Source organism: Achromobacter spanius (assembly GCF_003994415.1).
GTDB lineage: Bacteria > Pseudomonadota > Gammaproteobacteria > Burkholderiales > Burkholderiaceae_B > Achromobacter > Achromobacter spanius_C.
In genome coordinates this window covers 4,040,484-4,065,123 of the sequence record NZ_CP034689.1, presented here as the reverse complement: position 1 = coordinate 4,065,123, position 24,640 = coordinate 4,040,484, and the positions used below count along the sequence as shown (strand labels likewise).

Below are 24,640 nucleotides of genomic sequence, written 5' to 3'. Positions count from 1 at the left end.
GCTACAATAGCGGGCTTGACCTTTAGCGAAGGTGGCGAAATTGGTAGACGCACCAGGTTTAGGTCCTGACGCCGTAACAGGTGTAGGGGTTCGAGTCCCCTCCTTCGCACCACTAATATGACAAAACCCCCTGGCTGTTCAGCCAGGGGGTTTTTTGCTTTTGGGCCAGCTGGGCTGGTCCCTCGGATTCAGCCGGTCAGTTCTTGAGCTTCACGCGGTCGCGCCGCTTTTCCGTGCGCTGCTCAACATCGCGGCCCAGTTCCACGTCCAACTGGATCGCCGCGTGCACCTTGGCGCGGGTGGCTTCAATGCGGTGGGCGCAGGCCCAGCCACGGCTGGCCGCAACTTCAAGCTTCTTATCCAGTTCCAAATGACGGCGACGCTTGTTCTCGGTCGACATATTGCTGAGTTCTTGATCGGTGATTAAGCGCATGGGAATCCTCTTTCGGCTTGGTGGGTGGAGTTTCAGAATGCGCGTAGTTTGCCTACTTGCAAAATTAATGCAAGTCATTGAAAAATAAAGAAAAAAACATATAAATTAATCGCATTCCTTATCCTTTTCCGACCCTTTGGATACTTTTTTCAAGCCCAAAAAAACGCCGGGAAACAGGGTTTATCCCGATACGCCTTCTTCTTGACACCCCTTTGCGCAGCCCATAAAGTCACCGCACAGATTTAGATAAAAGACCATCTGTAGGGTGGTCTTTTATTGCGCGCAGTTTGCGTCGACCTCTTACAGAAATAATTCCAAGAGGAGACGACTGTGCAATCATCGACCGTAAAAATACGTGGCATCGACGATGTCATCGCTTATATCGATTCACGCCCCGGTATTACTGGCCGGGCCGGCCTTATCTGGTGGCTGGCGCTGGGCGGACTATTTCTGGATGCATTCGCCAATTCCGCCCTGAGCGCGGCATTGGGCCCCATGACGCGCGACCTGGGCTTGACCGCCGGGCAGGTGGCGCTGATGACGTCGTTCGCGGCCTGGGTCGCTATCGCCTTCAACCCCATCGGCGGGTGGATGGCTGACCGCTGGGGCCGCATCCGGCCCTTGATCATCGCCAAGTTCCTGGCCGTGATCGGCGCGCTGTTGGTGATGTTTGCGCCCAGTTTTGACGTCATCCTGGTGGGCCGCTTCTTTGTCGGCGCGGCTTACGGCATCGACTTCGCCATTGCGATGGCCGTGTTGGCCGAGTTCACGCCGCTGAAATTCAAAAGCCGACTGAACACCTGGCAGGGCATGTGGTACACGGCCGTGTGCACGAATCTGTTGCTGGCCATGCTGTTCTTCTCTTGGGACGTGGGCGATTCGATCTGGCGTTATTCGGTGGCGGCCACCGCCATCTTCGCCGTCGTCATCCTGGTGCTGCAACTGAGCTACATGATCGAAAGCCCGATCTGGCTAGCCCGCAAAGAGCGAGTCGAGCAGGCGGCGCGCGCCATGACCCGCATTTATGGCCAACCCTTCGCCGCCGCGCCCGTGCATGAGCGGGTGCCGGTAACCAACCAGGCCAAGCGCGGCATGGCCAACGTGTTGCTGATCTTTCGCGGCGTCTACCTGCCGCGCACGATTCTGGCTGCCACGGTCCAGATCGGTCAGTCGATCCAGTATTTCGCCGTGGGCTGGTACTTGCCTTTGATCAGCGCCGCCCTGTTCGGCAAGGACTTCATCTTCGCCACCATCGGCGCCCTGGTGTTCAACGTGTTCGGCATCTTCGGCGGCTTCTTGTCGCCCTACATCGGCCGCAAGTTGGGGCTGCGGCGCGCGTCGGCGTTCGGTTTCGCCGCGGTGTTTCTGATGCTGCTGATCCTGGGCACCTTCCACGGCAAGATGCCGCTGTGGGTGGCCGTCATCGTGCCCTCGCTGTTCATCCTGTTCCACTCCGGGGGGCCGGGCGCCAATGGCAAGAGCCTGTCGTCGCTGTCGTTTCGCAGCGAATTGCGGGCGGGCGCCAACGGCATCATTGGCGCGCTGGGTTCGACGGGCGCCGCGATCGGGCTGCTGGTGTTTCCGCTCTTTCGCGAGAACTATGGGTTGGAGAAGACCTTCCTCATCCTGTCGATCGTGCCGCTTGTGGCCAGCATCATCTGCTTCGTGATCAAGTGGGATCCCACCCGCACCGCCATCAACCCCGACAACGAAGCCGGCGCGCCGCAGTTCAAGGATGACGCCCTGCTGCCCGCCCTGGACCCCGCCATTGGGAAAGCCTCGCGATGACAAACAAAAATGTGATTCTGGCCATAGACGAGGGCACGTCCGGCACGCGCGCCGCCACGGTGTCCGCCGATGGGCAGGTGTCTTGCTTGCAGTACGCGGCCTTGCAGGTGGACTCGCCCAGGCCGGGCGTGGTGGAGCAGGACGCCAACGACATCCTGGATCGCACCATCGAGGTCTGCCGCGCCACCATCGCGGATGCCCAGCGCGCCGGCCAGGAGATCGTTGCGCTGGCGCTGGCCACGCAGCGCGCCACGGCGGTGCTGTGGGATACGCACACGGGCCGCGCACTGGTGCCTGCCATGGTCTGGCAAGACACGCGCTTTGTGGATGACTTGGACCTGCTGGCGCCGGAATGGGATACGCGGCTGCGCGAGCGTGTCGGTCGGCCGGTGGGAGTGCGCTCGCTGTATCTGTGGGCCGCGCGCCATTTGCGAGATACACCGCAGGTGGCGGATGCGTGGCGCGACAAGCGGCTGGCGTTTGGCACCGTGGACACCTGGTTGCTGTGGCACTTTTCGCAACGGCGCGAATGCGTGACCACGCCCACCAACGCCACATCCGCGGGTGCCTACGTGCTGGCCGACCATCGCTACTACCTGGAATGGGCGCAGGAACTAGGCTTCCCGCACGAGCTCTTGCCCACGCTGCGTCAGGACGCCGATGACTTTGGGCGCACCCGCCCCGAGGTCCTTGGCATCGACGTGCCGATTCTGGCATCGGCCGGCGACCAGCACGCGGGCGCCATCGGCCTGGGCTGCCTGGACCGTGGGCAGGCGATGTGTGTGCATGGCACCGGCAGCTTTGTGGACCTGATCATCGGCACGGAGCCCCCCGCGAATGCGGGCATGTCCGACGGCTCGCTGACGATGATGGCGCGCCGCCAGGGCGGGGTGTCGCACTTCGCGGTGGAGACCTTTGTGGCGACGACCGGGTCGGCGCTGAACTGGGTGTGCGAAAAGCTGAAGTGGTTCAAGGATGCGCACGAGATCAGCGCGCTGGCGCAAACGGTGGACTCGTCAAACGGCGTGACCTTCGTGCCGGCGCTGACCGGCCTGCGCGTGCCGCGCATGGAAGCGGCCGCGCGCGCCTCGCTGACGGGTGTGTCAATGGCCACCACGCAGGCCGAAGTGGCCTACGCCATTCTGGAAGGCATCGCGCACTCGGTCGCCAGCTGCATCGAGGCGGACGAGGAAGCGTCGGGCGTTCGGGTGTCGGAATTGGTCGTGGGTGGAGGCCTCTCGCGCAGCGATCCCTTGCTGCAGATTCAGGCCGATCTGATCGGCATTCCCATACGCCGCATGCAAGAAGCGGACCGCGCCAGCCTGCGCGGTATCGCCTATCTGGCGGGGGCGTCGGGCTTGCTGTGGCCCTCGCTGCACGAGGCGCGCAAGACCATCGTGACCGACGCCGTGTTCGAGCCCGCTGTCGATGCCGACGAACGCGCGCGCCGCCGCGCCCTGTGGCACGCCCGCGTGGGGTCGGAATTGGGGCACGTAAAACAGTTCAAGCAAGACAACCAGGAGGCATTGCAGAAATGATCGGGTGGCTATCCAGACAGCCCAGAAAGGACCGGGCCGACATGACCAGCACCGAGCCATTACGCCTGAACCGGCAGGAACATTTGGACCGGTTGGGCAGTGAACAATTCGACATGTTGATCGTGGGGGGCGGCATCACGGGCGCCTATGCCGCCTTGGATGCCGCCTTGCGCGGATACCGTGTCGCTGTGATCGAGAAAGACGACTTTGCCTCGGGCACGTCGTCCAAGTCATCGAAGATGGTGCACGGCGGGTTGCGCTACATCGAGCAGGGCAACCTGGGACTGGTGCGCCATTCCCTGCACGAGCGCCAGCGCTTGCGGCGCAATGCGCGGCACCTGGTGCAGCGCTTGCCGTTCCTGTTTCCCATCCTGGAACGCGGCGGGGTGTTCGACAAGCGCTTGTCCAAGGCGTTTGAAAGCCTGCTGTGGACCTACGACATGGCCGGCGGCTGGCGCGAAGGCATCCTGCATCAGAAGCTGACGGCGCCGGAAGTCCTGTCGCATTGTCCGACCTTTAAAGAAGACGGCCTGCTGGGCGGCTTTCTTTACTACGACGCCCGGGTGGACGACGCGCGCCTGACGCTGACGGTTGCGCGCACCGCCGCCTTTCACGGCGCGGCGGTGGCCAACCACGCCAAGGCGGTGGCGGTAACGCGAGACGCGCAAGGCAAGGTCGACGGCGCGATCGTGCACGCGGACGGACGCGAAATCCGCGCGCGAGCCCGTGTGGTGATCATGGCCACGGGGGTGTGGCTGCGCGACTGGACCGGCGCGAAAAAAGGCGACGAGCCCGCCTTGCATGTGCGCCCTGCCAAGGGCGTGCACGTGGCCGTGCCGTGGATGAAAATCCGCAACGACTGCACCGTCACCATTCCCGTGCCCGGCCGCAGCCGCCGCGCCACCATCACGCGCTGGGGCGACGTGTCTTACTTGGGCACGACCGATGAAGACTACGACGGCAATCTGGACGACGTGCACTGCACGCGGCGCGAGCTGGACTTCCTGCTGGAAGGCGCGCGCTCGGCGTTAAAGACCGACCTGCAAGCCGAAGACGTGGTGGGCAGCATCGCGGGCTGTCGTCCGCTGGTGGCGCCGCCAGGCGGCAAGACGCTGGAGATCAAGCGCAACCACGAGATCCGCGTGTCGGCCGACGGCCTGGTCACGATTGTGGGCGGCAAGCTCACCACGTCGCGGCACATGGCGGAACAGACCATCGATGCCGCGCAGCAGGTGCTGGGGCAGCGCAACGCCTGCCAGACCAAGAAGGCGTATCTGCTGGGGGCGGCCGGCTACGACCCGCAAGCCATCGTGGCGTCCGGCGGCATGTCGGCGCATCTGGGCGAACGGTACGGCACCGAGGCGCGCTTTGTCAGCGACCTGATGCAGGCGTCGCCGGCATTGCTGGCGCCCATCGTCCACGGCCTGCCGTACACCGAAGCCGAAGTGCTTTACGCGGTGCGTCATGAAATGGCGGGCACCGTCGAAGATGTGCTGGCCAGGCGCATGCGTACCCGCCTGATGGCGCGCGATGCCTCGGCGCACGCGGCTGGCCGGGTGGGACAGATCTTGCAGGCGGAACTCGGTTTGCCGCCCGCCACCATCGCGCAGCAGGTCAACGATTACCTGGCTGCTATCAAGCTCGAAAAATCCATACTCATGGGAGACGAAGAATGATCAGTAAAGAAGCCATCAAGCGCGGCTACAACCGGGGCAACTACGTGGTGGGCGCACACACGCCGCCAGCCTATGCGGCAACGCTGACGGACTCCGGCACCGAACCCGGCTTGCAGCGCGACCCCGTGCGCGTCACCGACGCCCAGCTTGACGCCTTGCGCCATGTGGCCGACAACGTGTTGACCGCCACGGGCGACGTGGTGGCCTGGACCCGCGACTGGTGGGCGGGGTCGATGGTGTCGGAGACGGGCGGCAAGCCCGCGACCCCACACGCGGTGATCGTGGCGGTGTCGTCGGTGGAGCAGGTGCAGGCCGTCATGCGTCTTGCGCATGCGGAAGGGATTCCGGTCACCGTGTCAGCCGGCCGCAGCAACGTCACCGGCGCGGCCTTGCCCGTGCGCGGCGGCATCGTGCTGGATGTGTGCCAATTGAACAAGCTGATCGGGGTGGACCGCGACAGCCAGATTGTGGACGTCGAAGCCGGCATGTTCGGCGATGTGTTTGAACAGACCATCCAGAACGAATACGGATTGACGATGGGCCATTGGCCGTCGTCGTTCGGCATCAGCACCGTGGGCGGCTGGGCGGCCTGCCGCGGGGCGGGGCAACTGTCCACGCGCTACGGCAAGATCGAAGACATGGTGTTCGGCATGGACGTGGTGCTGGCGGATGGCAGCCTGGTCTCGGTGGGCGGTTACTCGCGCGCGGCGGTGGGGCCGGACCTTCAGCAGTTGTTTATCGGGTCGGAAGGCACGCTGGGCGTGATTGTGCGCTTGCGGCTGAAGCTACATCGGTTACCCGACTATGGCCGCGCCATCGCCTACGGTTTCAAGACCTTTGCCATCGGCCTGGATGCCTGCCGCGAGATCATGCAGCGCGGCGCAAACCCCGCGGCGCTGCGCCTGTACGACGAATTGGAAAGCGGCGTGCAGTTCAACCGGCCTGACCTGAACGTGTTGCTGGTGGCCGACGAGGGCGCGCGCCAGATGGTCGACGCGGTCATGCAGATAAGCGAAGGCGTCTGCGAGGAGCTGGGCGAAAAACTCGACGGCGACGCCATCTTCGAACGCTGGCTGGAAACGCGCTACCTGACTGGAAAGAGCGCCGAAGGCTTCAAGCGCAGCCCCGGCTTCGTGGCCGATACGCTGGAAATGTCGGGACGTTGGAGCGATCTGGCCGCCATCTACGACGAGGTGGTGGCGGCGGTGAACGCGGTGCCGGGCACGCTGGCGGGGTCCGCGCATCAGTCGCATGCCTACGTGGACGGCGCCTGCCTGTATTTTTCGTTGCGCGGTGACGTTGCGGTTGAGCAGCGCGGCACGTGGTATCGCGCTGCCTGGGATGCCGCCAACGCCGTGCTGATTAAATATAATGCCGCGCTCAGCCATCACCATGGCGTGGGCCTGTTGCGGGCGCCGTACATGCAGGAATCGCTGGGCGGCGCGTTCAACGTGATGCTTGCCGTCAAACGCCAACTGGACCCGCAAAACCTGTTGAATCCCGGCAAGCTGGGCTTGAGCGATCAGCGCTTTTACGGTCAGGAAGATCGATAACCATGGATAGGTCATTTGGGGCATGCCTGGCGCGTCACCCGGTCATTGCGACTTTGTACGGGCTTGAGCAGATCAATACCTTCGTGGGCAGCGTGGCCGAAATCGGTATCGTCGCCAACGTCGAACTGCGCAAGCTGGCGCCCGTCATCGCCACCTTGAACCGCGCGGGCAAATTCGCCATCGTCAATATCGACAGTTGCGAGGGCCTGTCGCAGGACAAGGGTGGGGTGGAGTACCTGGCCGACATCGGTGTGGCCAGCCTGGTATCCACCCGCGTGGCCACCATCCAGCGCGCCAACCGGGCGGGCATGGTCACGATGCAAAAGGTGTTTGTGACCGACCGCTCGACCTGGCCGCGCAGCGTCAAGGCGCTGGAACAAAGCGACCCGAATCTGGTTCAGCTGATGCCCGCGCCCATGCTGACGCACATGGCCAAGCAAGACTTGCAAGCGCTGCCACCCATTGTTGCATCGGGGTTCGTCAGCAACCAGGCGGACATCGGCATTGCCATGAAGCACGGCGCGGTGGGGGTGTCCACCAGCGACCCCGTGTTGTGGAGCCTGGAGGCGCGGCAGCTCAAGGGCTGAGGCTGCCGCACTTGCTACGGTACTTCGTCCAATTCGGCAAGCTGGGCATCTTCAGGAAAGCCGCGAGTGCGATACCGGATCGGGTACCCCGGTTCTTTGCTCAGCAGCGGCTCCAGCAGATGTGCCGACTGTTCCCATGACACCACCCGGACTTCGCCGATCTCGTCTTCGGCCTCGGGGCGTACAAGCGCCAGGCGATCCACCTTGGGCAGGGATGTGTCCACCCCGCGCGTCCATGATGCCAACGAGAACGACGTGACTGGATCGTCATCCGCGGTGAACAGGTTGTAGTTGGCCACGTAGATGTCCATGCCCTGTTCTTCGTGGATATGGTCCAGCGTGGCCTTCTGCGCGTCGTAGTCGGACTTGTCGAGCAGGCGGGCCAGGTGCGCCTGGCGTTGCGCGAGCGATGATTCTTTCGGTACATAGCGCAGTGCTTGTCGCTCGTTGTAGTGGTACATGTGCGCGCTGACCGAACGGCCTTGCGTAAGCGCCTGCTGGCACAGTTCAACCATCGCGGTCATGCCGTTGATGTCGTTGTCACCGGTAACAAGCAGCACATCGCGCGTGGGCATCATGAAGACCGGTCTGCCACGTACCGGCACGCGTTCGATCATGTCGGGCAGCAAGGCACGGCTGATGTCGTAACCGTCGCCCCATCCTCCACGGAAAACGCCGGGTGCAAGTTCGGTGAAGTTGTCCGGGGCGTCGCGCAGGTTGTCGATGGCAATGGCCAGGGCCTCGTCGTACGTCAACTGCCATGCGGCTTCGGGGCCGTTGGTCAGTGTGGAGATTGCGTCGGGGTGGTCCAGCGCCAGCAGCACCACGCAATCGTCGCCAAATGGCTGGAAAGCAGGGTGGAAGGCGCTATCGTCTCCTTCAGTGCGAACGTGATGCAGGCGCACGTCCTCCAGCGCGGTACGGCTGCGGATCACGGCGCGAAGCATCGGCCTGATTTCGGTGGCCCGCTGGGGCGTCGTCTGCTTGCTGCCGGCCAAGGCTGATACATAACCCTGCAAGGCGCGCTTTTGCTGCGCCCCCTGCGTGTTGCAGTAGGCGTGGTAGGCATTATGCAGATTGAAGTACGAGCCTTCGCCCAGAAGCAGCCGGAATTCGTCGGCCTTGTAGACGACATCACCGTCGAAGCCTTGTTTGCGCGCCGCTGCCACGAACAGCTTGGCGAACTGGTCCGGCGAGGGCGTGCGCCGGAACAGTGTGTCTAAAAAACCCATGAGTCCGCCTTTGAGTCGAATGCTGGCCGGCACAATGGCCGGTCCGTGACGGGTCATTGTGGACAGGGATATCGGTCGCGTCCAGCGATAACGCCATCAAGAGCAGAGAGGACGTCGACCCGAGCCGCTGGGCCGTCTTGGGCGGCGCATGCATTTTTCGGTTTGGGCAGGTTGTACATTACGCACTGTCACCCGCAAAATTTTTACAGGATTCGCCCATCATGACCGCCCCAGAAGTCGCTATTTCTTCGTCGATCCACTGCGCCAATGATCGCCCCTTCGTGCTGTTTGGCGGTATCAACGTACTGGAATCCCTGGATCTGGCGCTCCGCGCGTGCGAAGAATACCAACGCGTGACGCGCAAGCTGGGCATTCCCTACGTGTTCAAGGCATCCTTCGACAAGGCGAACCGCTCGTCAATCCATTCCTACCGGGGGCCGGGCCTGGAAGAGGGCATGAAGATCTTCGAAGCGGTCAAGAAGGAATTCGGCGTGCCGGTCATTACTGACGTTCACGAACCCTGGCAGGCCGCGCCGGTCGCGGAAGTGGCCGACATCCTGCAGTTGCCCGCCTTCCTGGCCCGGCAGACGGATCTGGTGGTGGCGCTGGCGCAGACCCAGCGCGTGGTCAACATCAAGAAGCCCCAGTTTCTCAGCCCGACCCAGATGCTGAATATTGTTGAGAAGTTCACCGAAGCCGGTAACGACAAGCTGATTCTGTGCGACCGTGGCACCAGCTTCGGCTACGACAATCTGGTGGTCGACATGCTGGGGTTCGGCGTCATGAAAAAAGTGACGAACAACCGTCCGCTGATTTTTGACGTAACGCACGCCTTGCAGCAGCGCTCGGCGCTGGATGCGGCATCGGGCGGCCGGCGCGCGCAGGTGGCCGAACTGGCCCGTGCTGGAATGGCCGTTGGCTTGGCGGGCCTGTTCCTGGAGGCCCACCCCGACCCCAAAAATGCCAAGTGCGACGGTCCCAGCGCGTTGCCGTTGGACAAGCTTGAACCCTTCCTGACCCAGCTCAAGCAACTGGACGATCTGGTGAAATCCTTTGCCGCCATCGATATCGAACCGTGATGGGGGCGGGTATGCCGCCCCCGTCAACTTGCTATACGATCCTGGCCACACCACTTTAGGGAGGCCTGGATGTCTTTTTATGTGATCGTCGCCGTTCGAAAAGAACCCATCAGCGGGCACATCGCCTATGTGCGTTGGGGCCAGGCCGAGCGTGGTGTGCCGGGCTGGGTCACCGAACCCGCTACGGCGTCGGCGTCCGAGGTGATCGACATGATCAAGGGCGGGGCGGACGTGGAAACCGCCATCAGCGTGGACGGCACCAGTGTGGCGCTGCGCCCCGTCCGAGTCCTGTTGACCGACGCCGGGCGCGAGGTGCTTGCGTCGGTGCCCGCGCCCAGCTCCACACTGCACACGCTGTTTGATCTGCCCGAGTTCTAGGCCGGCTGGCGGCGGCCTTCCGCGAATTGCTTGAGTGCATCGTCCGTCAGGCGGTAGCGCACCCATTCATCCAGCGGCCTCGCGCCGATCGACACATAAAAATCAATGGCTGGCTGGTTCCAGTCCAGCACGCTCCATTCCAGCCTGCCGCAGCCGTTGGCCACCGCTTCCTGCGCCAAATGGCGCAGCAGGTCGCGTCCGGCGCCAATGCCGCGGTGCTCGGGAGTGATGTACAGGTCTTCCAGGTAAATGCCGTTCTTGCCTAGCCAGGTGGAATAGCTGTAGAAATAGACGGCGTACCCAATGGGTTTCCCGTCCGCTAGGCACATCAGGGCCTTGGCGGGCGCCCCGGGGGCAAACAGGGTACGGGCGACGTCGTCGGCGCTTGCGATCACTTCATGCGCGGCGCGTTCGTAGACGGCCAGTTCAGTGATGAAGGCATAGATCTGGGCCGCGTCCGAGAGGGTCGCGGGGCGGATGGCGATATTCACGTTGACTTCCTCCAAATAGGAGGGCCATGCTACCCGCTATTCCAGGCGCTTGCTGGCGGGCGATCGGGTCTGCTGCGTACACGAAGGAGATATCCTCGATGGCTGAGTCTGGTTCCGCCGCAGCAACCGTTGCGTCGCGCAAAGCGCGCCGCCGCATCTCGTGGATATGGCTGGTGCCGGTGGTTGCCGTGATCGGCGGATTGCTGCTGGTGGTGCAGGCCTGGCTGAACGCGGGTCCCACGGCTACCATCCACTTCCAAACGGCCGAAGGGCTGGAAGCCGGCAAGACGCAGGTCCGGTACAAAGAGGTCACGGTCGGACTGGTGGAGCGCGTCAGCCTGAACCCTGAACGCAACGGTGTGGTGGTGACCATTCGCGTTGACAATGACGCCGCCAGCCTGCTGCGGGAGGGCACCGTATTTTGGGTGGTCAGGCCGCGCTTGACCCTTAGTGGCGTCTCCGGCCTGGGCACGCTGCTGTCGGGCTCCTACATTGGTCTGGACCCGGTGGGTAGCGCGGGAAAAGAGGGGGCTTCGGGCGAACGGAAAACCCAATTCACTGGTCTGGAAATACCGCCTGAAGTGGCTCAGGATCGCGCCGGCAAGCGTTTTACGCTGCATGCTGCCGATCTGGGTTCCCTGGATATCGGCTCGCCCGTGTATTTCCGCCGTATTCCGGTGGGACAGGTGGTGAGCTACCGCCTGTCCAAGGGCGGGGATGGCGTGGACGTGCAAGTCTTTATTGATGCGCCCAATGATGCCTACGTCAACCCCAGTACGCGCTTCTGGAATGCAAGCGGTGTGGATTTCAGCGTGGACTCGCGTGGCTTGCAAATGCGGTCGCAGTCGCTGGTGTCGGTGCTCATCGGCGGCGTGGCCTTCGATACATTGAACCAGAGCGGGCCCCAAGCCGCCGCAGACGGCGCCACCTACACCATCTATCCCAATGAAGCCGCTGCCCGCGCCCAGCCAGATGGCGTGCCGTTGCGGATTCGCATGCGCTTCAACCAATCGGTGCGTGGCCTGACGGTCGGCGCACCGATTGACGCCTACGGGGTCATCATCGGGCAGGTGGACGCGATCAACCTGGATTTCGACGACGTCACCAAACTGTTCTTTGCGGAGGTCTCCGCCACGGTCTATCCCGAACGCTTGGGAGGGCAAACCTTCCGGCGCATCAAAGAGTTTTCGGGCGCCGATACCTCCCACCCAAGCGGCAAATTGCTGACCGCGATGGTGGAGCGCGGTACGCGGGCGCAGTTACGTATCGGCAACTTGCTGACGGGCCAACTGTATGTGGCGCTGGCCGAATTTCCCGATGCGCCACCGGTAGCATTCAAGATGGAAGACCGACCTTTCATCCCCACCGTGCCGAACAACCTGGATCAGTTGCAGCAGCAGTTGAACAGCATTCTGACCAAGGTCGACAACGTGCCGTTTGATGCCATTGGCGCGGAGCTGGCGGGCGCGCTGCGCGGCGCGTCCCGTCTGCTCAAGCGCATGGATACGCAGTTGGCTCCCGAGGCGCAGGCCATGCTGCGACAAGCCAACCGGTCACTCGCTGCCTTGAGCGCGCTGCTGACGCCTGATTCAGGTTTGCCATTGAGCACCGACACCGCCCTGCGCGAGCTGAGCCGAGCCGCCCGCTCGTTGCGGGAGCTATCCGATTATCTTCAGACGCATCCCGACGCGCTGTTGCGGGGCAGGGCGCCGGATGTGGCGCCACGGCGTTAGTCAGCAGATGTCTTTCCAGAGCATGAGCCTAGCTGTCGATGGGATTTGGGCATGGCACTTGCTGGATATCGGGCACGCACGGTCGGCGCGCGCCGGCGAGGGTGCGGTATCCGAGGGGGGCATTCGAATGGACCATAGTGAAATGATGGCGCGCATGATTTCTCAACCCGTCGCGTCGGACCAGTTGGACGGTTGGGATGGGGTGCTGTCCGCCTACGCGGATTGCCTGTTGCAGGTGCAGGGCAAGCTGACGGATGCGGATGTGGACCGATTCCTGGACGTAGGCGCCCTGGTCTTTCGCTCGTGCTGTCAAGACGAAGCGCGGCAGCGTTGGACTGCCGAGGAAATGGCGGCCTTTCAACGCAAGCCCGGTTCAGGCATGTGAATGGGGCGAATCCCGGGCGTTAATCCCTGGGCATTGATCGCGCCGCCGCATGCAATCCGGAAGTATTTAATACAGGCACTGGCTAAGGGCAAATTTTCGCCCAAAAGCATGGACTTCGTCTCCATCCACCGACGCCGCCACGTCCCAGTGGCCGCCGCGCGTCACCAGGAACGATTGGCCAAAGAGAGCATGCCGCATCGCGAAACGCCAGAAGGCGGGTTCCGACCCGATCGGCTCCAGGTCATGCGGCCCGATCATCAACCGCGTAGGGCGCGGGGTAACGCCCAAAGACCACCGCAGAGCGATCGCCATGAAGGCGAATCGTGCGGCCACGGACGAGGGCTGAACGCAAAGGACTCGAATCTTGTTGCTCATGGGCGCCACCTTCTTCAGGTGCCTGTGAGCGTAGCAAAGACACGTGTGACGTTCTATACCGCCTTTGCTGTATTTGCGGTTCGAATAGTCCAAGTTCTGACGGTAACGCGCCGGGGCCAGGTGCCGAATGGGCGCTTACGTGGCGCGGGTCACTCTGGGCAGCAGCAGCAACGCCAACGCGGGCGCCAGTGCAAAGGCGGCAAATAGCCAGCGCGCCGCGTGGCGAGCTCCGTCGACGCCGCCGGGGTCGGCCAGGCCGGCGCTATTGACGACCACTCCCGCCAGCGCCGCGGTCAGCGCGGCGGCATAAAGTTGGACGGTGGTGATCGACGATGATGTCAGTGTTTCCTCGCCCTTGGGGGCGACCGTGAAGACTTTCGTCAGCAGATGCGGCCAGGCAAGGCCAATACCGAAACCCACGCCCATCAGTGCAACGATGTATGCGACGAGTCCGGCGACGGATGCCAGGATCGATGCTTGAGGTGTCATCACCGACAACCCGATCAACGAAGCCAGGATCACGACGGGGCTGAGTCGCACCAGGCGGTCGGCGGCGGGTCCGGTGCGTGTGGCGCTGGGCATGGCGGCGAACGTCCAACCCGCGCCCATCGCGGCCGTCATGTAGCCGGCGGTCAACGGCGTCATCCCATGAATGATCTGCAGAAAGTAGGGTACGAATATCTCGGTGGCGATGGCCGCCACCACCAGGCACATCACGGCATACAACGCACCCAGTGGCGCGCCGATGGAGTAGGCGCCCGTGGGCAGCAAGCGGTTGTGGGCGCGCGAGTCCACGCGCGCAACGGCCGCGGCGATGGCCAGTCCTATTGCGATGCCCGCTGCGTTCCAACCCCATTGAGTCGACAGGCTGGCCAGCGTCACTGCCAGCACCGAAGCGACCAGCAGCCCCAGCGTGCGCAGCGGCAAGGAAGTGGGCGCCGCTGGCGGCACCGACGCCCGTCCCCCGACCTTGAAGGCGACGATCAGCGCCAGCGCGGCGGCCACCGGCAGCAGCGCCCAGAATGCCATGCGCCAGTGCCCCGTTTGCGCAAAGATACCGCCGATCGCGGGTCCGGACAGCGTTGCCACGCCCCACATGCACGACACCAGGGCCATGGCACGCGTCCAGAGCGGGGCGTCGAATACCAACCGTATCAACGCATAGCTCAAAGCGAAAAGAATGCCGCCACCCAGTCCCTGCACGCTGCGCCCGACCAACAGCACCGGCATGCCGGGCGCCAGCGCACAGATGATCGCGCCGCTGCTGAACACGGCAACAGCCAAAAGATAGGCGTTGCGAGGCCCCAGCGTTTCGATCAGCTTGGCGGACAGCGCCGACCCGACGATGGACGTCACCACGAACAGGGTTGTGTTCCAGGCGTAATACTCCAGGCCCCCGATATCCTGGATGATGCTGGGCAGTATGGTGGTGACGATGTAGACGTTGATGGCATGCAGGGCCACGCCGCCCGCCAGGGCGATTGATCGCAGCGCATTGGCGCCGTGCAGCAAGTCGCCCCAGGACGCGCTGGACTCAAGGGTCGGGGTGGTGGCCACGGGCTCTCCAATTTAATTAAACAAGTTTTCGCTTGGATAATAAGCCCATTATGAGAGCCGCAGCAAGCCGCGCAACATCAGGTCCAGGGCATGCAGGGCATCTTCAAGGCGTTGGGGTTCCGATGCCGAGTCGGCAATCCAGAATGCGCTTTCTGTCAGGCCTCCGTTGATAAGTTGCGCCAGCGCCTGCGGGTTGCCGGCTTCGATCACGGATTCGTCGATCAGGCGCTGCAGCAACGCTGCCAAAGACGCGGCGCACTGTTGCTGCGCCGCGTTTGGGGCCATGCCCAGAACTGCCCTGGCGTCTTGCAACACGATGCGGCGGATCTCGGGCTCGGCGGCCATCCGCAGATAGGTGCGGCACCGGTCGCGCAAGGCGCTCCAGGCGTCGGGCGCCTTGTCCGAAATGGCATTCAGCCGTTGGTCCATTTCATGGTCGATCTGTTTGACCACGGCCGCAAGCAAACCTTTTTTGTCACCAAAATGGTGATACAACGCTCCTCGCGTCAGTCCGGCCGCGGCGGTGAAATCGTCCATGGACGTCGCGGCATACCCCTCATGCGCAAATGCCTGCCTGGCGGTGGCCAGCAGTTTTCTGCGCGTGGACGCGATCATTTCCGGGCGGGTGGGGGGCATGCGGCTCTCCAGTGACATACGGTGCGTATCTTAATTGACATACGCAATGTATGTGAATAGGATCTGCCCGTCCACTCAATATTCAAAAGGTTATCGGTGCCGAATCCGTATCGCGAGTTGTTCAAAGCGCCTGGTGCAACCGGTTTTGTTGTGGCCGGCGCCATTGCTCGTCTGCCCTTGCCGATGATCGGCATCGGCATCATCACGATGCTTTCCGAGGTGCAAGGCTCCTATGCGCTGGCTGGCGCCGTGGCCGCGACTTTCGCCTTGGCCACCGCTCTGCTGGCACCACGTATCTCACGTTTGGTGGATCGCCATGGGCAAGGCCGGGTGCTGCCGGTGGCAGCCGCCCTCTGCGTTGCGGCCCTGATCTGCCTGGCCGCGTGTGTGCAATGGGGCGCACCGGACTGGACGCTGTTTCTATTCGCCGCCTTGGCCGGCACCTTGCCCAGCATGCCGGCGATGATCCGCGCGCGCTGGACAGAGATCTTCCGCGATCAATCGCAACTCCGCACCGCTTACGCGTTGGAGTCCGTGGCGGACGAAATCAGCTTTATCCTCGGGCCTCCCTTGGCCGTGGGGCTTAGCGTGGCCTGGTTTCCACAGGCAGGGCCGTTGGCCGCCGCGTTGCTGTTGGCCGTGGGTGTGACGGCCTTTGTGCTGCAGCGCGCCACCGCACCCGCGGTACAGCTCAGGCAGGCAGGGCGCGAGGCGTCGGTGCTGCGCATGCCATCCATGCTCGCGCTGGTGGCCATGATGTCGGCCATGGGCGTCATCGTTGGCACAATTGATGTGTTGAGCGTGGCCTTCGCTCGCGCTCAGGGCGTGCCGGCAGGCGCCAGTGTCGTGCTGTCGGCCTATGCGCTGGGATCGTGCGTGGCGGGGTTGGTGTTCGGCGTCATGAAGTTTCAAATGCCGCTTGGCCGCATGCTGTCGATCGCGGCAGCCGTGACGGCGTTCACGACCTTGCCGCTGCTGTTGGTGAATGACCTGATCACGCTGTCACTGGGCGTGTTGCTGGCCGGCTTGTCGTTTGCACCAACCATGATTATCGGCATGGCGCTCGTGGAAAGCAGTGTGCCGGGCCAACGCCTGACCGAAGGGTTGACGTGGTTGGTCACTGGGTTGGGGGCGGGCGTGGCCGCTGGCGCGGCCATGGCCGGTTGGGTCGTCGACCATTACGGCGTGCAGGCGGGCTTCTGGACGGCGGTCGTGGCAGGGGCGGTCGTGCTGCTGGTAGCCTTGCCGGGCGCGCGAGCGCGCCCTGCGGCAAGCGCGGCAATGTGAAAGGCCTATCGTTAGAATGGCCGTTTTGGCGCGCTGCGGGGCGCGCTGTTCACAGGAGCGCAGCATGTCCAGAACCGTGGTCAATCCCGATACCGTTTTCAACACCGTCCAGTACGGATTCAGCCAGGCGGTGATTGTCACCGGGCAGCGCAGGATATTGCTGTCGGGCCAGGTCGGCGTGGATATCAACGAACGCACCGTCGGCCCGGGGCTTCAAGAGCAAACCGAGGCCGCGCTCGACAACATCGCGCGCGTGCTGACGGCCGCGGGTGGCACGATGGCGCAGGTCATCATGCTGCGCATTTACATCTGCGAAACGGCGCGTGAGGATCAGGAAGTCATTGCCCAAGCGCTGCGCGACCGTTTTCCGGCGGACCCGCCACCATCCTCGTGGGTCATTGTCAGCGGCTTGTCGCTGCCCGAATGGCTGATTGAAATCGAAGCGGAAGCCATGCTGGATTAGCATGGCGCGGTGTCGGGTGGCTGTTATGTTTGGTCGCGCCACGGAACCGTTGCGAAGGCATCGCGTAGATACGCCAAAAAGCCTGCGGTTCGTGCCGACTGTTCCTGGCGTGACTTCACCAACGCCACCACGTTGGCGTCCGGCAGATTCCAACCAGCCAACAGCGGCACCAATGCGCGCGTTTTCAGGTGGTCGGCTACATCCCATTCCGATCGCACGACAATGCCCTGCCCCGCCAGGGCCCATTCCAGCGCGGCGGCCCCCGTGTTGCTGGACAGGACAGGCGTGATACGAACGCCAACCGCGGGACCCCGGCCGCGCCGGAAGCGCCACAACGTCACATCCTCGTCGTTTTCGCGCAAGGCGATGCAGTCGTGGTCCCGCAGGTCTTCGGGTTTCGCGGGGGCGCCGTGGCGCGCCAGATACGCGGGAGACGCGCACAGGATGCGGCGATTTGGCGCCAGCGGGTAGGCCACCAGCGTAGAGTCGCGCAGTTCGCCGATATGCACCATTACGTCCCAGTTGTCGGTGGCCAGGCGTGGCGGGCCGTCCGACAACAGCAGGCTGGCCGTGACGTTCTCGCTGCTATTCCGAAAACCGGCCACCAGGGCCGCCACATAATGCTGGCCGAAACCCAAGGGGGCAATCACGCGCAAATGGCCCGCCACGACGCCGCGGCGGCCTGCCAGTTCATCGGCCAGATTTCCCAGCTCGCCGCAAATTTGTCCCGCCCGCAAGGCCAGCAAGCGGCCCTCGTCGGTCAATGCGGTGCCTCGTCCCGAGCGGTTCACGAGCCGCACGCCCAGGCGCTTTTCCAATGCATGCAACCGTTGCGTAACGGCGGGGGGCGTCACGTCCAGCGCACGCGCAGCCTGCGCAAGCGACGGGGTGGCCGCCAAACTCAGGAAAAAGCGCAGGTCGTCACTGGTAATCATTTAGTTTGGAATTAATAAGAAATTAAGCCTGTATTAAACACGGCAGGACAGGGACGCGCCATACTTCCAGGCATCAAACCAGAAATTTCCGCATTCTCTGTTCATTTTCCGAGACCCCCTTATGACTCCCGTCCGATTTCCGACATCACTAGACAGCCTGGAGACCCCGTGCCTGCTGTTGGATGAAACGCGCATGACGCGCAACATTCAACGCCTGGACGCGCTGATGGCCTCGCACGGCGTGCAGTTGCGGCCGCATCTGAAAACGCCCAAATCCATCGACGTGGCGCGCCGCGTCATGAGTAGCCCGAGAGGGCCGGCGGCGGTTTCCACGTTGCAGGAAGCCGAGCAGTTCGCTGCGGCGGGCGTTACCGATCTGCTCTACGCGGTGGGTGTGGCGCCGGGCAAGCTAGGGCGGGTGCTGGCGTTGCGCCAGCGCGGGGTGGATGTGACGGTGGTGGTCGACAGCGTTGATGCGGCCGGGGCGGTGGCGGCGCAGGCCAAGACGTCGGGCGTGCCCCTCCCGGCATTGATTGAAATCGATTGTGACGGGCATCGTGCTGGCGTGCAACCGGACAACCACGAGCAACTGTTGGCGATTGCCCGAGTGTTGGCCGATGCGGATTGCCTGCGCGGCGTAATGACCCATGCGGGCGAATCCTATGGTTGCCGCAGCCCGGAGGCCATCGCCGACATGGCTGAGCAGGAGCGCGCAGCGGCGGTCGGCTGCGCTGACGCCATCCGTGCCGCCGGGCTGCCATGCCCGGTCGTCAGCGTAGGGTCCACGCCCACCGCGCATTTCGCTCGCAGCCTGGCAGGCGTGACGGAAGTGCGCGCGGGCGTGTATGTATTTTTCGACCTGGTGATGGCTGGCCTGGGTGTCTGTTCGGTGGACGACATCGCCACAACCGTGCTGACGACCGTGATTGGACACCAACCCGAGAAAGGCTGGATTCTGGTCGATGCGGGGTGGATGGCCATGTCGCGCGATCGCGGCACCGCCAGGCAGGCCGTCGATCAGTTGTACGGCCTGGTGTGCGATGCGCAGGGCAAGGTCTATCCCGATTTGCTGTTGGCGGATACCAACCAGGAGCAGGGCATCATCAAGCTGCGCGCGGGCAGCGGCGTCCGCTTGCCTGATCTGCCCTTGGGTACGAAGCTGCGTATCGTCCCCAATCACGCCTGCGCCACGTGCGCCCAGCACGACGCTTACAACGTTGTGCGGGCCGGCGAGCAAGGCGTGGTGGCCCGATGGGAACGGTTTCGCGGCTGGTAAACCTGAGTTTGGCAAGGTGCCAGGCAGGGGTGTCGCCTTGAACTTCGAGGCTTCGCGCGGGCAGGCCGCACGCCTATAATGCGGTCGCCTCAACGCCCTAGGGGAAGACGCGTCATGCAGTATGAATATTTGTTCTGGTCCATGGCTGCAATGGTGGCGGCCGCGCTGGTGGGCGGCTCGTTCTGCGGCCGCTTGCGCACCGTCAAACAGGTACTGCTGGGCGTGGTTGCGTTGGCCGCCGCGGTCTGCGTAGCCGTGGTCTTGCTATCGCGCCACGGCGGCTTCAACGACTTGTCGGCAATGCTGGCCATTGCCGCCTTCATGTTCAGCCTGGTGATCGGCACAGCCGCATCCCTGCTCACGCGGCGCATCCTTCAGCGCCGCTGAGCCCCAGGCCGCCTGCTTACTCTTCGGCGTCGAAGACGTCATCATCTTCGTCGTCCTCATCCTGTTCCAGGGCGTCGTAACCCTTCCAGGTGATGCGCCAGCGGGTCGCCGCCGCGTTGGCTGCCGTCTCGCTCACTTGTTTGACCAGGCCGGCATCCGCCAAAAGATCCAGATGATGCGCAATGACCTGCAAGCCCTGTTCTTCCGGGTGCGGAGCCAAGGCGGCGTTCTTGATGTCGTGTGTGCTCAGGTTGGGGCCGGGCGCGTCGCGCAGGGCGCCCAGAATCGTGACGACCAGATCAAAATCGCGTTGCATGATGTTCACCGTAAGAAAAATGGTAGAGCGACGATAGCAGAGTTCCTTGGCGCCAATGCGACGGGGCGCAAGGCCGGGTTACAGTCCATGGTTCTAGACAACCGACACCTAAGTACAGAACTTTATGAAGAAACCCGCTGAACGCGATTGCCTCGCCGTGGTCCCTGGTTATTCGGGCCAGGCTGCCAAGCTTTACCTCACGCGCGGTGAAGACGAACGCATCGACGGCGTGACAATTTTCGACCTGCTGGGCCACGTCAAGCTGCAGGCCGACCCCGACGCCGCTTCGGCCTGGATCGGCGACTGGCTGGCCCAAGAGGCCGACAACCGGCGCGCGCGCCGGACCCAGTTGCAGGCGCAGATGTTCATCTGCAAGCTGGCTGGCGACGAAAAGGACGCCTTCCTGGCTGCCCAGAAGCCGCTCATCGCCGTCCTGACCGACGCCGGGGTGCGCTGCCGTCGCGTGGCGGCCACTTCTGGGGCCGCCCGACAGTCTTTGGGCCCGAATGTCAAAAAACATTAGGCTAAGGCTGTTATAGTCGCGCCTGGGCGTGAGATTGCACCTTCACGGTGCGTGCGTCCAAGCGGGCCAGGCCCGCTGATCAAGGAAGATTGAACATGGAAATAGTAAGTCGGCACCTTGCCGACGTAGCGGGCGGCGTCGAGCTGCTCACGACGCTGGATGGCGGGCCCATCAGCGTTTACGTGGTGGTGGGCGTAACCGATCTCAATGCGATCGCTGACATCGTCCCCATCGAAAAAGTCGAGGCCGGAGCGGATATACACGCTTCAAATGTCGACAATGTTGATAATGCGCAAGAACAAATCGACCAGGTCCTGGAGAATATGAATCCAGGCGACGTGGCGGTTTTCCTTTGCTCGGGTTCCGATGCTTTCGGCGCGGCGCTCGATCTGTTGGGTTTACCTATCGACCAGTAAGCCTGACGGCAAACCAAAGTGCTGATCCAAAAGGCGTATGAAAGACATACGCGTTGAGACGGCATTTAAATAAGCCCTGATTGTTTTTTTATGTTGTATGGGTGTTTACACCTATGCAGGGACAAGTTTTGCCTATGAAAACGTGCGGATTTTCAACCCAGTTTCTCTTTGTTGCATTATTGGCACGTATTTTTTAGGATTATATTGACTTGTGAGGGGAATATAACGATAGTGTCGGCACACGATCACAAGCGTTGCGATTTTCGTTCAGTGCCGTGCCTTTTCCGGCTCAGCGTTATTGTTCTACTGTCCCCTCCTTGATTGATTCGTGACCTCCGGGCATTTGCCCATTATCTCTAGGAAATACAGTATGGAAACCGGCGTCGTTAAGTGGTTCAATTCGGAAAAAGGCTATGGCTTCATCACCCCGGAAGCGGGTGGTAAGGATCTGTTCGCTCACTTCTCCGAAATCCAGGGTTCTGGCTTCAAGTCTCTGGAAGAGAACCAGCGCGTCAGCTTTGTGACGGCCAATGGCCCCAAGGGCCCGCAAGCCACGAAGATTCAGGTCCTGTAAAGGTCTGATTTTTCGCAAAAAAGCCCCTTCGGGGGCTTTTTTTATTTTTGCGCGCTATGCTTTCAAGTTCACGCAGCAAGCCCGCGCCCGTTTGGCCAGCGCCGCACCGTAGGCCCTCCAGGATCGTTTCCCATGACATCTCACACGCCCAAGCCCCTTACGCAGCAGCCGCAGGATGTGGTTGCTTTCTGGACCGATGCGGGCCCCCAGAAGTGGTACGCCAAGAGCGATGCGTTTGATGCCGAGTTTCGCCGGCGCTTCGAAGCCGCGCATTGGGCAGCCGCTTCTCGGCAGTTGGATGCCTGGCAGGAAGATGCTGACGGCGCGCTCGCCTTGATGATCTTGCTGGATCAGTTTCCCCGCAACGCCTTTCGCGGCACGGCGCATATGTTTGCCACCGATCCTTTAGCGCAGTACTTCGCGGAGCGCGCAATCGCCGCGGGCCACGATTTGGCGGTGGCGAGGCCTTTGCGGCAGTTCTTTTATATGCCGTTTGAGCATTCGGAAAGTCTGGCAATGCAAAATCGTGGCGTGGCTCTGATGGAACCCCTGGATGCGGATACGCTGCGTTGGGCAGTTCTGCATCGCGACATCATCAAGCGCTTTGGTCGTTTCCCGCATCGCAACGCCGCGCTGGGCAGGCAGACGACCCAAGCTGAACAAGATTTCCTTGCCGAGGGCGGCTTCGCCGGTTGACGCCAACCACGGTGCTGGGGCGTGACTGCCCGCTCATCGGGTGTCGGCGTGTATCCATTCCTGCCAAGGTGAAAATGTTCGTCAATTTGGTGCGGCCGGTTGCGGCCCGCAAGCCATCGCGATTCGACCATCCGCGTGTTTGACGTTTTTCAGGGTTCACCAATACACTGGGTTCAGCGAGATTCTCAAGCGACGCGGTCTGCGTCAACTTGTCGCCGTCAGTGGTGCTGCGGTTGCTTCCTCTCCCATCCTTGATGATCTGGCGCCCCGCGAGCAATCGCTTCTTTTAGGTTCAAGGACACTCCATGGCAACCGGCATCGTTAAGTGGTTCAACGCCGAAAAGGGTTACGGCTTCATCATGCCCGACGACGGCAGCAAAGACCTTTTCGCTCATTACTCCGAAATCCGCAGCGAAGGCTATAAGTCGCTGCAGGAAAACCAGCGCGTCACCTTTGAGGTCGGCACCGGTCCCAAGGGCCCAAGCGCCAAGAACATCAAGGTCGCAGCCTGACATTTTTGGGGTGGCGTGCCGGGCGCACCCGGTGTTCGACCCATGAAAAAAGCCTCCACACGCAATGTGCGGAGGCTTTTTTTTGCAGCTGACGCCGCCGCCACGACTCTAGTGCTTATGGGTGGGCGAAGTCGACAGTTTGTCCACCAGCGCGATGCCCAGCGCGGACAAAATGAACAGTGCGTGAATGATGGTTTGCCACATCACGCCCGCTTCGGTGAACCGCGCGTTCGGCGTGCCGATCGTGCCGGCCTCGATAAAGGTGCGCAAAAGGTGGATCGACGAAATGCCGATGATTGCCATCGCCAGTTTCACCTTGAGCACACTGGCGTTGACATGGCTCAGCCATTCCGGCTGGTCCGGATGATTCTGAAGGCGCAGGCGCGACACGAACGTCTCGTATCCCCCCACGATCACCATGACAAGCAGATTCGAGATCATGACCACATCGATCAGTCCCAGCACCAACAGCATGATCTCCATTTCGCCAAAGCTACTGGCATGCGTCACAAGGTGCCAAAGCTCTTTCAGAAAGAGCATGACGTAGACGCCTTGCGCAACGATCAGGCCCAGGTACAGCGGCAGTTGCAGCCAGCGGGAACTGAAGATCAGATTGGGCAGCATGCCTAAGCGGGGAGGGGGATTTTCAATCATGTTGGGTGCGAGCCGTATGTTGGTGTGCAATAAAAGTGCGGCGGCAATTCTAACAACCCCAGCGTAACGCCGGCAGCAGATTTTTATGACAGTTTGCCGTTGCGCTTATCGACGCTGTTAGCACGTCCGGGCCGCGTTTGCCCGACTTTTATGTAAGCGAAACTGGCATTTGCGAAACTCTGTGGCGAAACGCTTGGAGAGCTTTCGGCGTATATAGAATTGCCGCCTTGCTCGCATAGAGTTAGCCAATAGGAGTTTGTTCCCATGAAGATCCGCTACACCGTTGCCGCGTTGGCCGTTGCGCTTGCCCCTTTTTCCGTATCGCACGCCTTCGACATCGGCGGCCTGGTGGGCGCCGGCAGCAAGGTCGTACAAGCTGCCACGCTGAGCGATGCTGAAATCAAGACGCTGTCTGACAAGGCTTGCGCGCAAAGCGATGCACAGGAGAAGATCGCCGCGCCGGGCAGCAAGTACGACGCGCGCCTGCAGAAGATCGCGAAGGCGTTGGGTGGCAGTGTTAATGGCCAGAAAGCCAGCTACAAGGTCTACATCACCAAGGACGTCAATGCCTGGGCCATGGCCAACGGTTGCATCCGCGTCTATAGCGGCCTGATGGACATGATGACGGACGACGAAGTGATGGGCGTGGTGGGCCATGAGATCGGTCACGTTGCCTTGGGCCATAGCAAGAAGGCCATGCAGACCGCCTATACGGTGTCGGCCGCGCGCGATGCGGCAGGCGCTGCGGGGGGCGCCACGGTTGCCGCCCTGAACGCGTCGCAACTGGGTGATCTGACCGAGAAGTTCATCAACGCGCAGTTCTCGCAATCTCAGGAAAGCGCGGCGGACGACTATTCGTTCGACCAGTTGCAGGCCAAGAAGCTCAATACCCGCGGCTTGGTGACGGCATTCCAGAAGCTTGCCGAGCTGGATGGCGGCAAGAGCGATATGATGAGCTCGCACCCGTCCTCGGCCAAGCGCGCTCAACACATCGAAGACCGCATCGCCAAGGCCAAATAAGGCGTCGAAGCGACGTTTGCTCTCCCTTTTTGGGCGGAAAACGGGGCGCGAGTATCCGGGCAAATCCGGGACTCGCGCCCCTTTGCGTCAGGGTTCCGGAAGTTTCCGGTAAAATGGCACGTTTATCCGCCCGTAATCTC

At 62.3% G+C, this 24,640-nt stretch carries 28 protein-coding genes and 1 tRNA gene; 20 read left to right on the top strand and 9 right to left on the bottom strand.

The features are described from left to right. The first annotated feature begins 25 nt into the window (after window positions 1–25). A tRNA-Leu gene (locus ELS24_RS18530) sits at window positions 26–112 on the top strand. Between the two features lie 84 nt (window positions 113–196). Here the strand turns inward: ELS24_RS18530 and ELS24_RS18525 are convergent. Further along, the gene (locus ELS24_RS18525; protein ID WP_127184987.1) at window positions 197–433 is read right to left on the bottom strand and encodes a toluene tolerance protein; all 237 of its coding nucleotides are present in this window, start codon (window positions 431–433) and stop codon (window positions 197–199) included. 330 nt (window positions 434–763) lie between these two features. On the opposite strand from ELS24_RS18525, the gene ELS24_RS18520 reads away from it, so the two are divergent. Genes ELS24_RS18520 through ELS24_RS18500 form a run of 5 tightly spaced genes read left to right on the top strand, consistent with a single transcriptional unit; the run spans window position 764 to window position 7,575 of the window. Then, window positions 764–2,221: an MFS transporter gene (locus ELS24_RS18520; protein ID WP_127184986.1), complete on the top strand. Its 1,458-nt coding sequence runs from the start codon at window positions 764–766 to the stop codon at window positions 2,219–2,221. Next, window positions 2,218–3,759 (top strand): FGGY family carbohydrate kinase, encoded by a 1,542-nt coding sequence (locus tag ELS24_RS18515; protein ID WP_127184985.1) that lies wholly within the window; start codon window positions 2,218–2,220, stop codon window positions 3,757–3,759. The genes ELS24_RS18520 and ELS24_RS18515 overlap by 4 nt, the downstream gene beginning before the upstream one ends. Further along, entirely contained in the window at window positions 3,756–5,435 is a 1,680-nt protein-coding gene (locus ELS24_RS18510) for a glycerol-3-phosphate dehydrogenase/oxidase (protein ID WP_127184984.1), read from the top strand. The genes ELS24_RS18515 and ELS24_RS18510 overlap by 4 nt, the downstream gene beginning before the upstream one ends. Then, window positions 5,432–6,988: an FAD-binding oxidoreductase gene (locus ELS24_RS18505; RefSeq protein ID WP_127184983.1), complete on the top strand. Its 1,557-nt coding sequence runs from the start codon at window positions 5,432–5,434 to the stop codon at window positions 6,986–6,988. Before ELS24_RS18510 ends, ELS24_RS18505 begins: the two co-directional genes overlap by 4 nt. Before the next feature lie 2 nt (window positions 6,989–6,990). Continuing rightward, window positions 6,991–7,575 carry a glycerol-3-phosphate responsive antiterminator gene (locus tag ELS24_RS18500; RefSeq protein ID WP_050445268.1) on the top strand — a complete coding sequence of 195 codons (585 nt, stop codon included), beginning with the start codon at window positions 6,991–6,993 and terminating at the stop codon, window positions 7,573–7,575. A 14-nt stretch (window positions 7,576–7,589) separates the two neighbouring features. Here the strand turns inward: ELS24_RS18500 and ELS24_RS18495 are convergent, their stop codons facing one another. Continuing rightward, window positions 7,590–8,807 (bottom strand): hypothetical protein, encoded by a 1,218-nt coding sequence (locus ELS24_RS18495; RefSeq protein ID WP_127184982.1) that lies wholly within the window; start codon window positions 8,805–8,807, stop codon window positions 7,590–7,592. 221 nt (window positions 8,808–9,028) lie between these two features. Between ELS24_RS18495 and kdsA the strand changes: the two genes are divergently transcribed. Beyond that, the gene (kdsA, locus tag ELS24_RS18490) at window positions 9,029–9,886 is read left to right on the top strand and encodes a 3-deoxy-8-phosphooctulonate synthase (protein ID WP_050445270.1); all 858 of its coding nucleotides are present in this window, start codon (window positions 9,029–9,031) and stop codon (window positions 9,884–9,886) included. A gap of 69 nt (window positions 9,887–9,955) precedes the next feature. Continuing rightward, the gene (locus tag ELS24_RS18485; RefSeq protein ID WP_050445271.1) at window positions 9,956–10,264 is read left to right on the top strand and encodes a hypothetical protein; all 309 of its coding nucleotides are present in this window, start codon (window positions 9,956–9,958) and stop codon (window positions 10,262–10,264) included. On the opposite strand, the gene ELS24_RS18480 is transcribed toward ELS24_RS18485, so the two are convergent. After that, window positions 10,261–10,755 (bottom strand): GNAT family N-acetyltransferase, encoded by a 495-nt coding sequence (locus ELS24_RS18480; protein ID WP_050445394.1) that lies wholly within the window; start codon window positions 10,753–10,755, stop codon window positions 10,261–10,263. The genes ELS24_RS18485 and ELS24_RS18480 overlap by 4 nt on opposite strands. Before the next feature lie 98 nt (window positions 10,756–10,853). Here ELS24_RS18480 and ELS24_RS18475 point away from each other — a divergent pair, with 98 nt between their 5' ends. Together ELS24_RS18475 and ELS24_RS18470 are read left to right on the top strand one after the other, a co-directional pair. Then, window positions 10,854–12,488, top strand: a complete 1,635-nt coding sequence (locus ELS24_RS18475; RefSeq protein WP_050445272.1) for an intermembrane transport protein PqiB — start codon at window positions 10,854–10,856, stop codon at window positions 12,486–12,488. A gap of 127 nt (window positions 12,489–12,615) precedes the next feature. Continuing rightward, the gene (locus ELS24_RS18470) at window positions 12,616–12,873 is read left to right on the top strand and encodes a hypothetical protein (protein WP_127184981.1); all 258 of its coding nucleotides are present in this window, start codon (window positions 12,616–12,618) and stop codon (window positions 12,871–12,873) included. A 66-nt stretch (window positions 12,874–12,939) separates the two neighbouring features. Here the strand turns inward: ELS24_RS18470 and ELS24_RS18465 are convergent, their stop codons facing one another. The 3 genes from ELS24_RS18465 to ELS24_RS18455 form a co-directional block, all read right to left on the bottom strand. Then, window positions 12,940–13,248 (bottom strand): hypothetical protein, encoded by a 309-nt coding sequence (locus ELS24_RS18465; RefSeq protein ID WP_050445273.1) that lies wholly within the window; start codon window positions 13,246–13,248, stop codon window positions 12,940–12,942. 135 nt (window positions 13,249–13,383) lie between these two features. Next, window positions 13,384–14,805 (bottom strand): MFS transporter, encoded by a 1,422-nt coding sequence (locus tag ELS24_RS18460; protein ID WP_050445274.1) that lies wholly within the window; start codon window positions 14,803–14,805, stop codon window positions 13,384–13,386. A 48-nt stretch (window positions 14,806–14,853) separates the two neighbouring features. After that, the gene (locus tag ELS24_RS18455; protein WP_127184980.1) at window positions 14,854–15,441 is read right to left on the bottom strand and encodes a TetR/AcrR family transcriptional regulator; all 588 of its coding nucleotides are present in this window, start codon (window positions 15,439–15,441) and stop codon (window positions 14,854–14,856) included. Window positions 15,442–15,537: 96 nt separating this feature from the next. Between ELS24_RS18455 and ELS24_RS18450 the strand changes: the two genes are divergently transcribed. Both ELS24_RS18450 and ELS24_RS18445 read left to right on the top strand, forming a co-directional pair. Next, entirely contained in the window at window positions 15,538–16,728 is a 1,191-nt protein-coding gene (locus ELS24_RS18450) for an MFS transporter (RefSeq protein ID WP_127184979.1), read from the top strand. 64 nt (window positions 16,729–16,792) lie between these two features. Continuing rightward, window positions 16,793–17,191, top strand: coding sequence for a RidA family protein (locus ELS24_RS18445; RefSeq protein WP_127184978.1), 399 nt, complete (start codon window positions 16,793–16,795; stop codon window positions 17,189–17,191). 23 nt (window positions 17,192–17,214) lie between these two features. Here ELS24_RS18445 and ELS24_RS18440 read toward each other — a convergent pair whose 3' ends face one another. Continuing rightward, window positions 17,215–18,126, bottom strand: a complete 912-nt coding sequence (locus ELS24_RS18440; RefSeq protein WP_050445278.1) for a LysR family transcriptional regulator — start codon at window positions 18,124–18,126, stop codon at window positions 17,215–17,217. Window positions 18,127–18,319: 193 nt separating this feature from the next. Here ELS24_RS18440 and ELS24_RS18435 point away from each other — a divergent pair, with 193 nt between their 5' ends. Continuing rightward, window positions 18,320–19,402, top strand: a complete 1,083-nt coding sequence (locus tag ELS24_RS18435; RefSeq protein ID WP_205736918.1) for an alanine racemase — start codon at window positions 18,320–18,322, stop codon at window positions 19,400–19,402. A 114-nt stretch (window positions 19,403–19,516) separates the two neighbouring features. Next, the gene (locus ELS24_RS18430; RefSeq protein ID WP_050445280.1) at window positions 19,517–19,789 is read left to right on the top strand and encodes a hypothetical protein; all 273 of its coding nucleotides are present in this window, start codon (window positions 19,517–19,519) and stop codon (window positions 19,787–19,789) included. Window positions 19,790–19,805: 16 nt separating this feature from the next. On the opposite strand, the gene ELS24_RS18425 is transcribed toward ELS24_RS18430, so the two are convergent. Next, window positions 19,806–20,105 (bottom strand): DUF2513 domain-containing protein, encoded by a 300-nt coding sequence (locus ELS24_RS18425; protein ID WP_050445396.1) that lies wholly within the window; start codon window positions 20,103–20,105, stop codon window positions 19,806–19,808. 124 nt (window positions 20,106–20,229) lie between these two features. Here ELS24_RS18425 and ELS24_RS18420 point away from each other — a divergent pair, with 124 nt between their 5' ends. The 5 genes from ELS24_RS18420 to ELS24_RS18395 all read left to right on the top strand — a co-directional run bounded on the left by ELS24_RS18420 (window position 20,230) and on the right by ELS24_RS18395 (window position 22,826). Further along, window positions 20,230–20,628 carry a hypothetical protein gene (locus ELS24_RS18420; protein ID WP_127184976.1) on the top strand — a complete coding sequence of 133 codons (399 nt, stop codon included), beginning with the start codon at window positions 20,230–20,232 and terminating at the stop codon, window positions 20,626–20,628. Between the two features lie 95 nt (window positions 20,629–20,723). After that, entirely contained in the window at window positions 20,724–21,044 is a 321-nt protein-coding gene (locus ELS24_RS18415; RefSeq protein ID WP_127184975.1) for a hypothetical protein, read from the top strand. A 370-nt stretch (window positions 21,045–21,414) separates the two neighbouring features. After that, a complete protein-coding gene (locus ELS24_RS18410; RefSeq protein WP_006220190.1) occupies window positions 21,415–21,618 on the top strand; it encodes a cold-shock protein in 204 nt (67 codons plus the stop codon). Window positions 21,619–21,750: 132 nt separating this feature from the next. After that, complete coding sequence (locus ELS24_RS18405) at window positions 21,751–22,314, top strand: DUF924 family protein (RefSeq protein WP_127184974.1); 564 nt, start codon at window positions 21,751–21,753, stop codon at window positions 22,312–22,314. Between the two features lie 305 nt (window positions 22,315–22,619). Next, window positions 22,620–22,826, top strand: coding sequence for a cold-shock protein (locus tag ELS24_RS18395; RefSeq protein ID WP_006225311.1), 207 nt, complete (start codon window positions 22,620–22,622; stop codon window positions 22,824–22,826). A 108-nt stretch (window positions 22,827–22,934) separates the two neighbouring features. Here the strand turns inward: ELS24_RS18395 and ELS24_RS18390 are convergent, their stop codons facing one another. Continuing rightward, window positions 22,935–23,480 carry a TIGR00645 family protein gene (locus ELS24_RS18390; RefSeq protein ID WP_050445284.1) on the bottom strand — a complete coding sequence of 182 codons (546 nt, stop codon included), beginning with the start codon at window positions 23,478–23,480 and terminating at the stop codon, window positions 22,935–22,937. A gap of 264 nt (window positions 23,481–23,744) precedes the next feature. Between ELS24_RS18390 and ELS24_RS18385 the strand changes: the two genes are divergently transcribed. After that, entirely contained in the window at window positions 23,745–24,500 is a 756-nt protein-coding gene (locus tag ELS24_RS18385; protein WP_050445285.1) for a M48 family metalloprotease, read from the top strand. The last annotated feature ends 140 nt before the right edge of the window (window positions 24,501–24,640 follow it).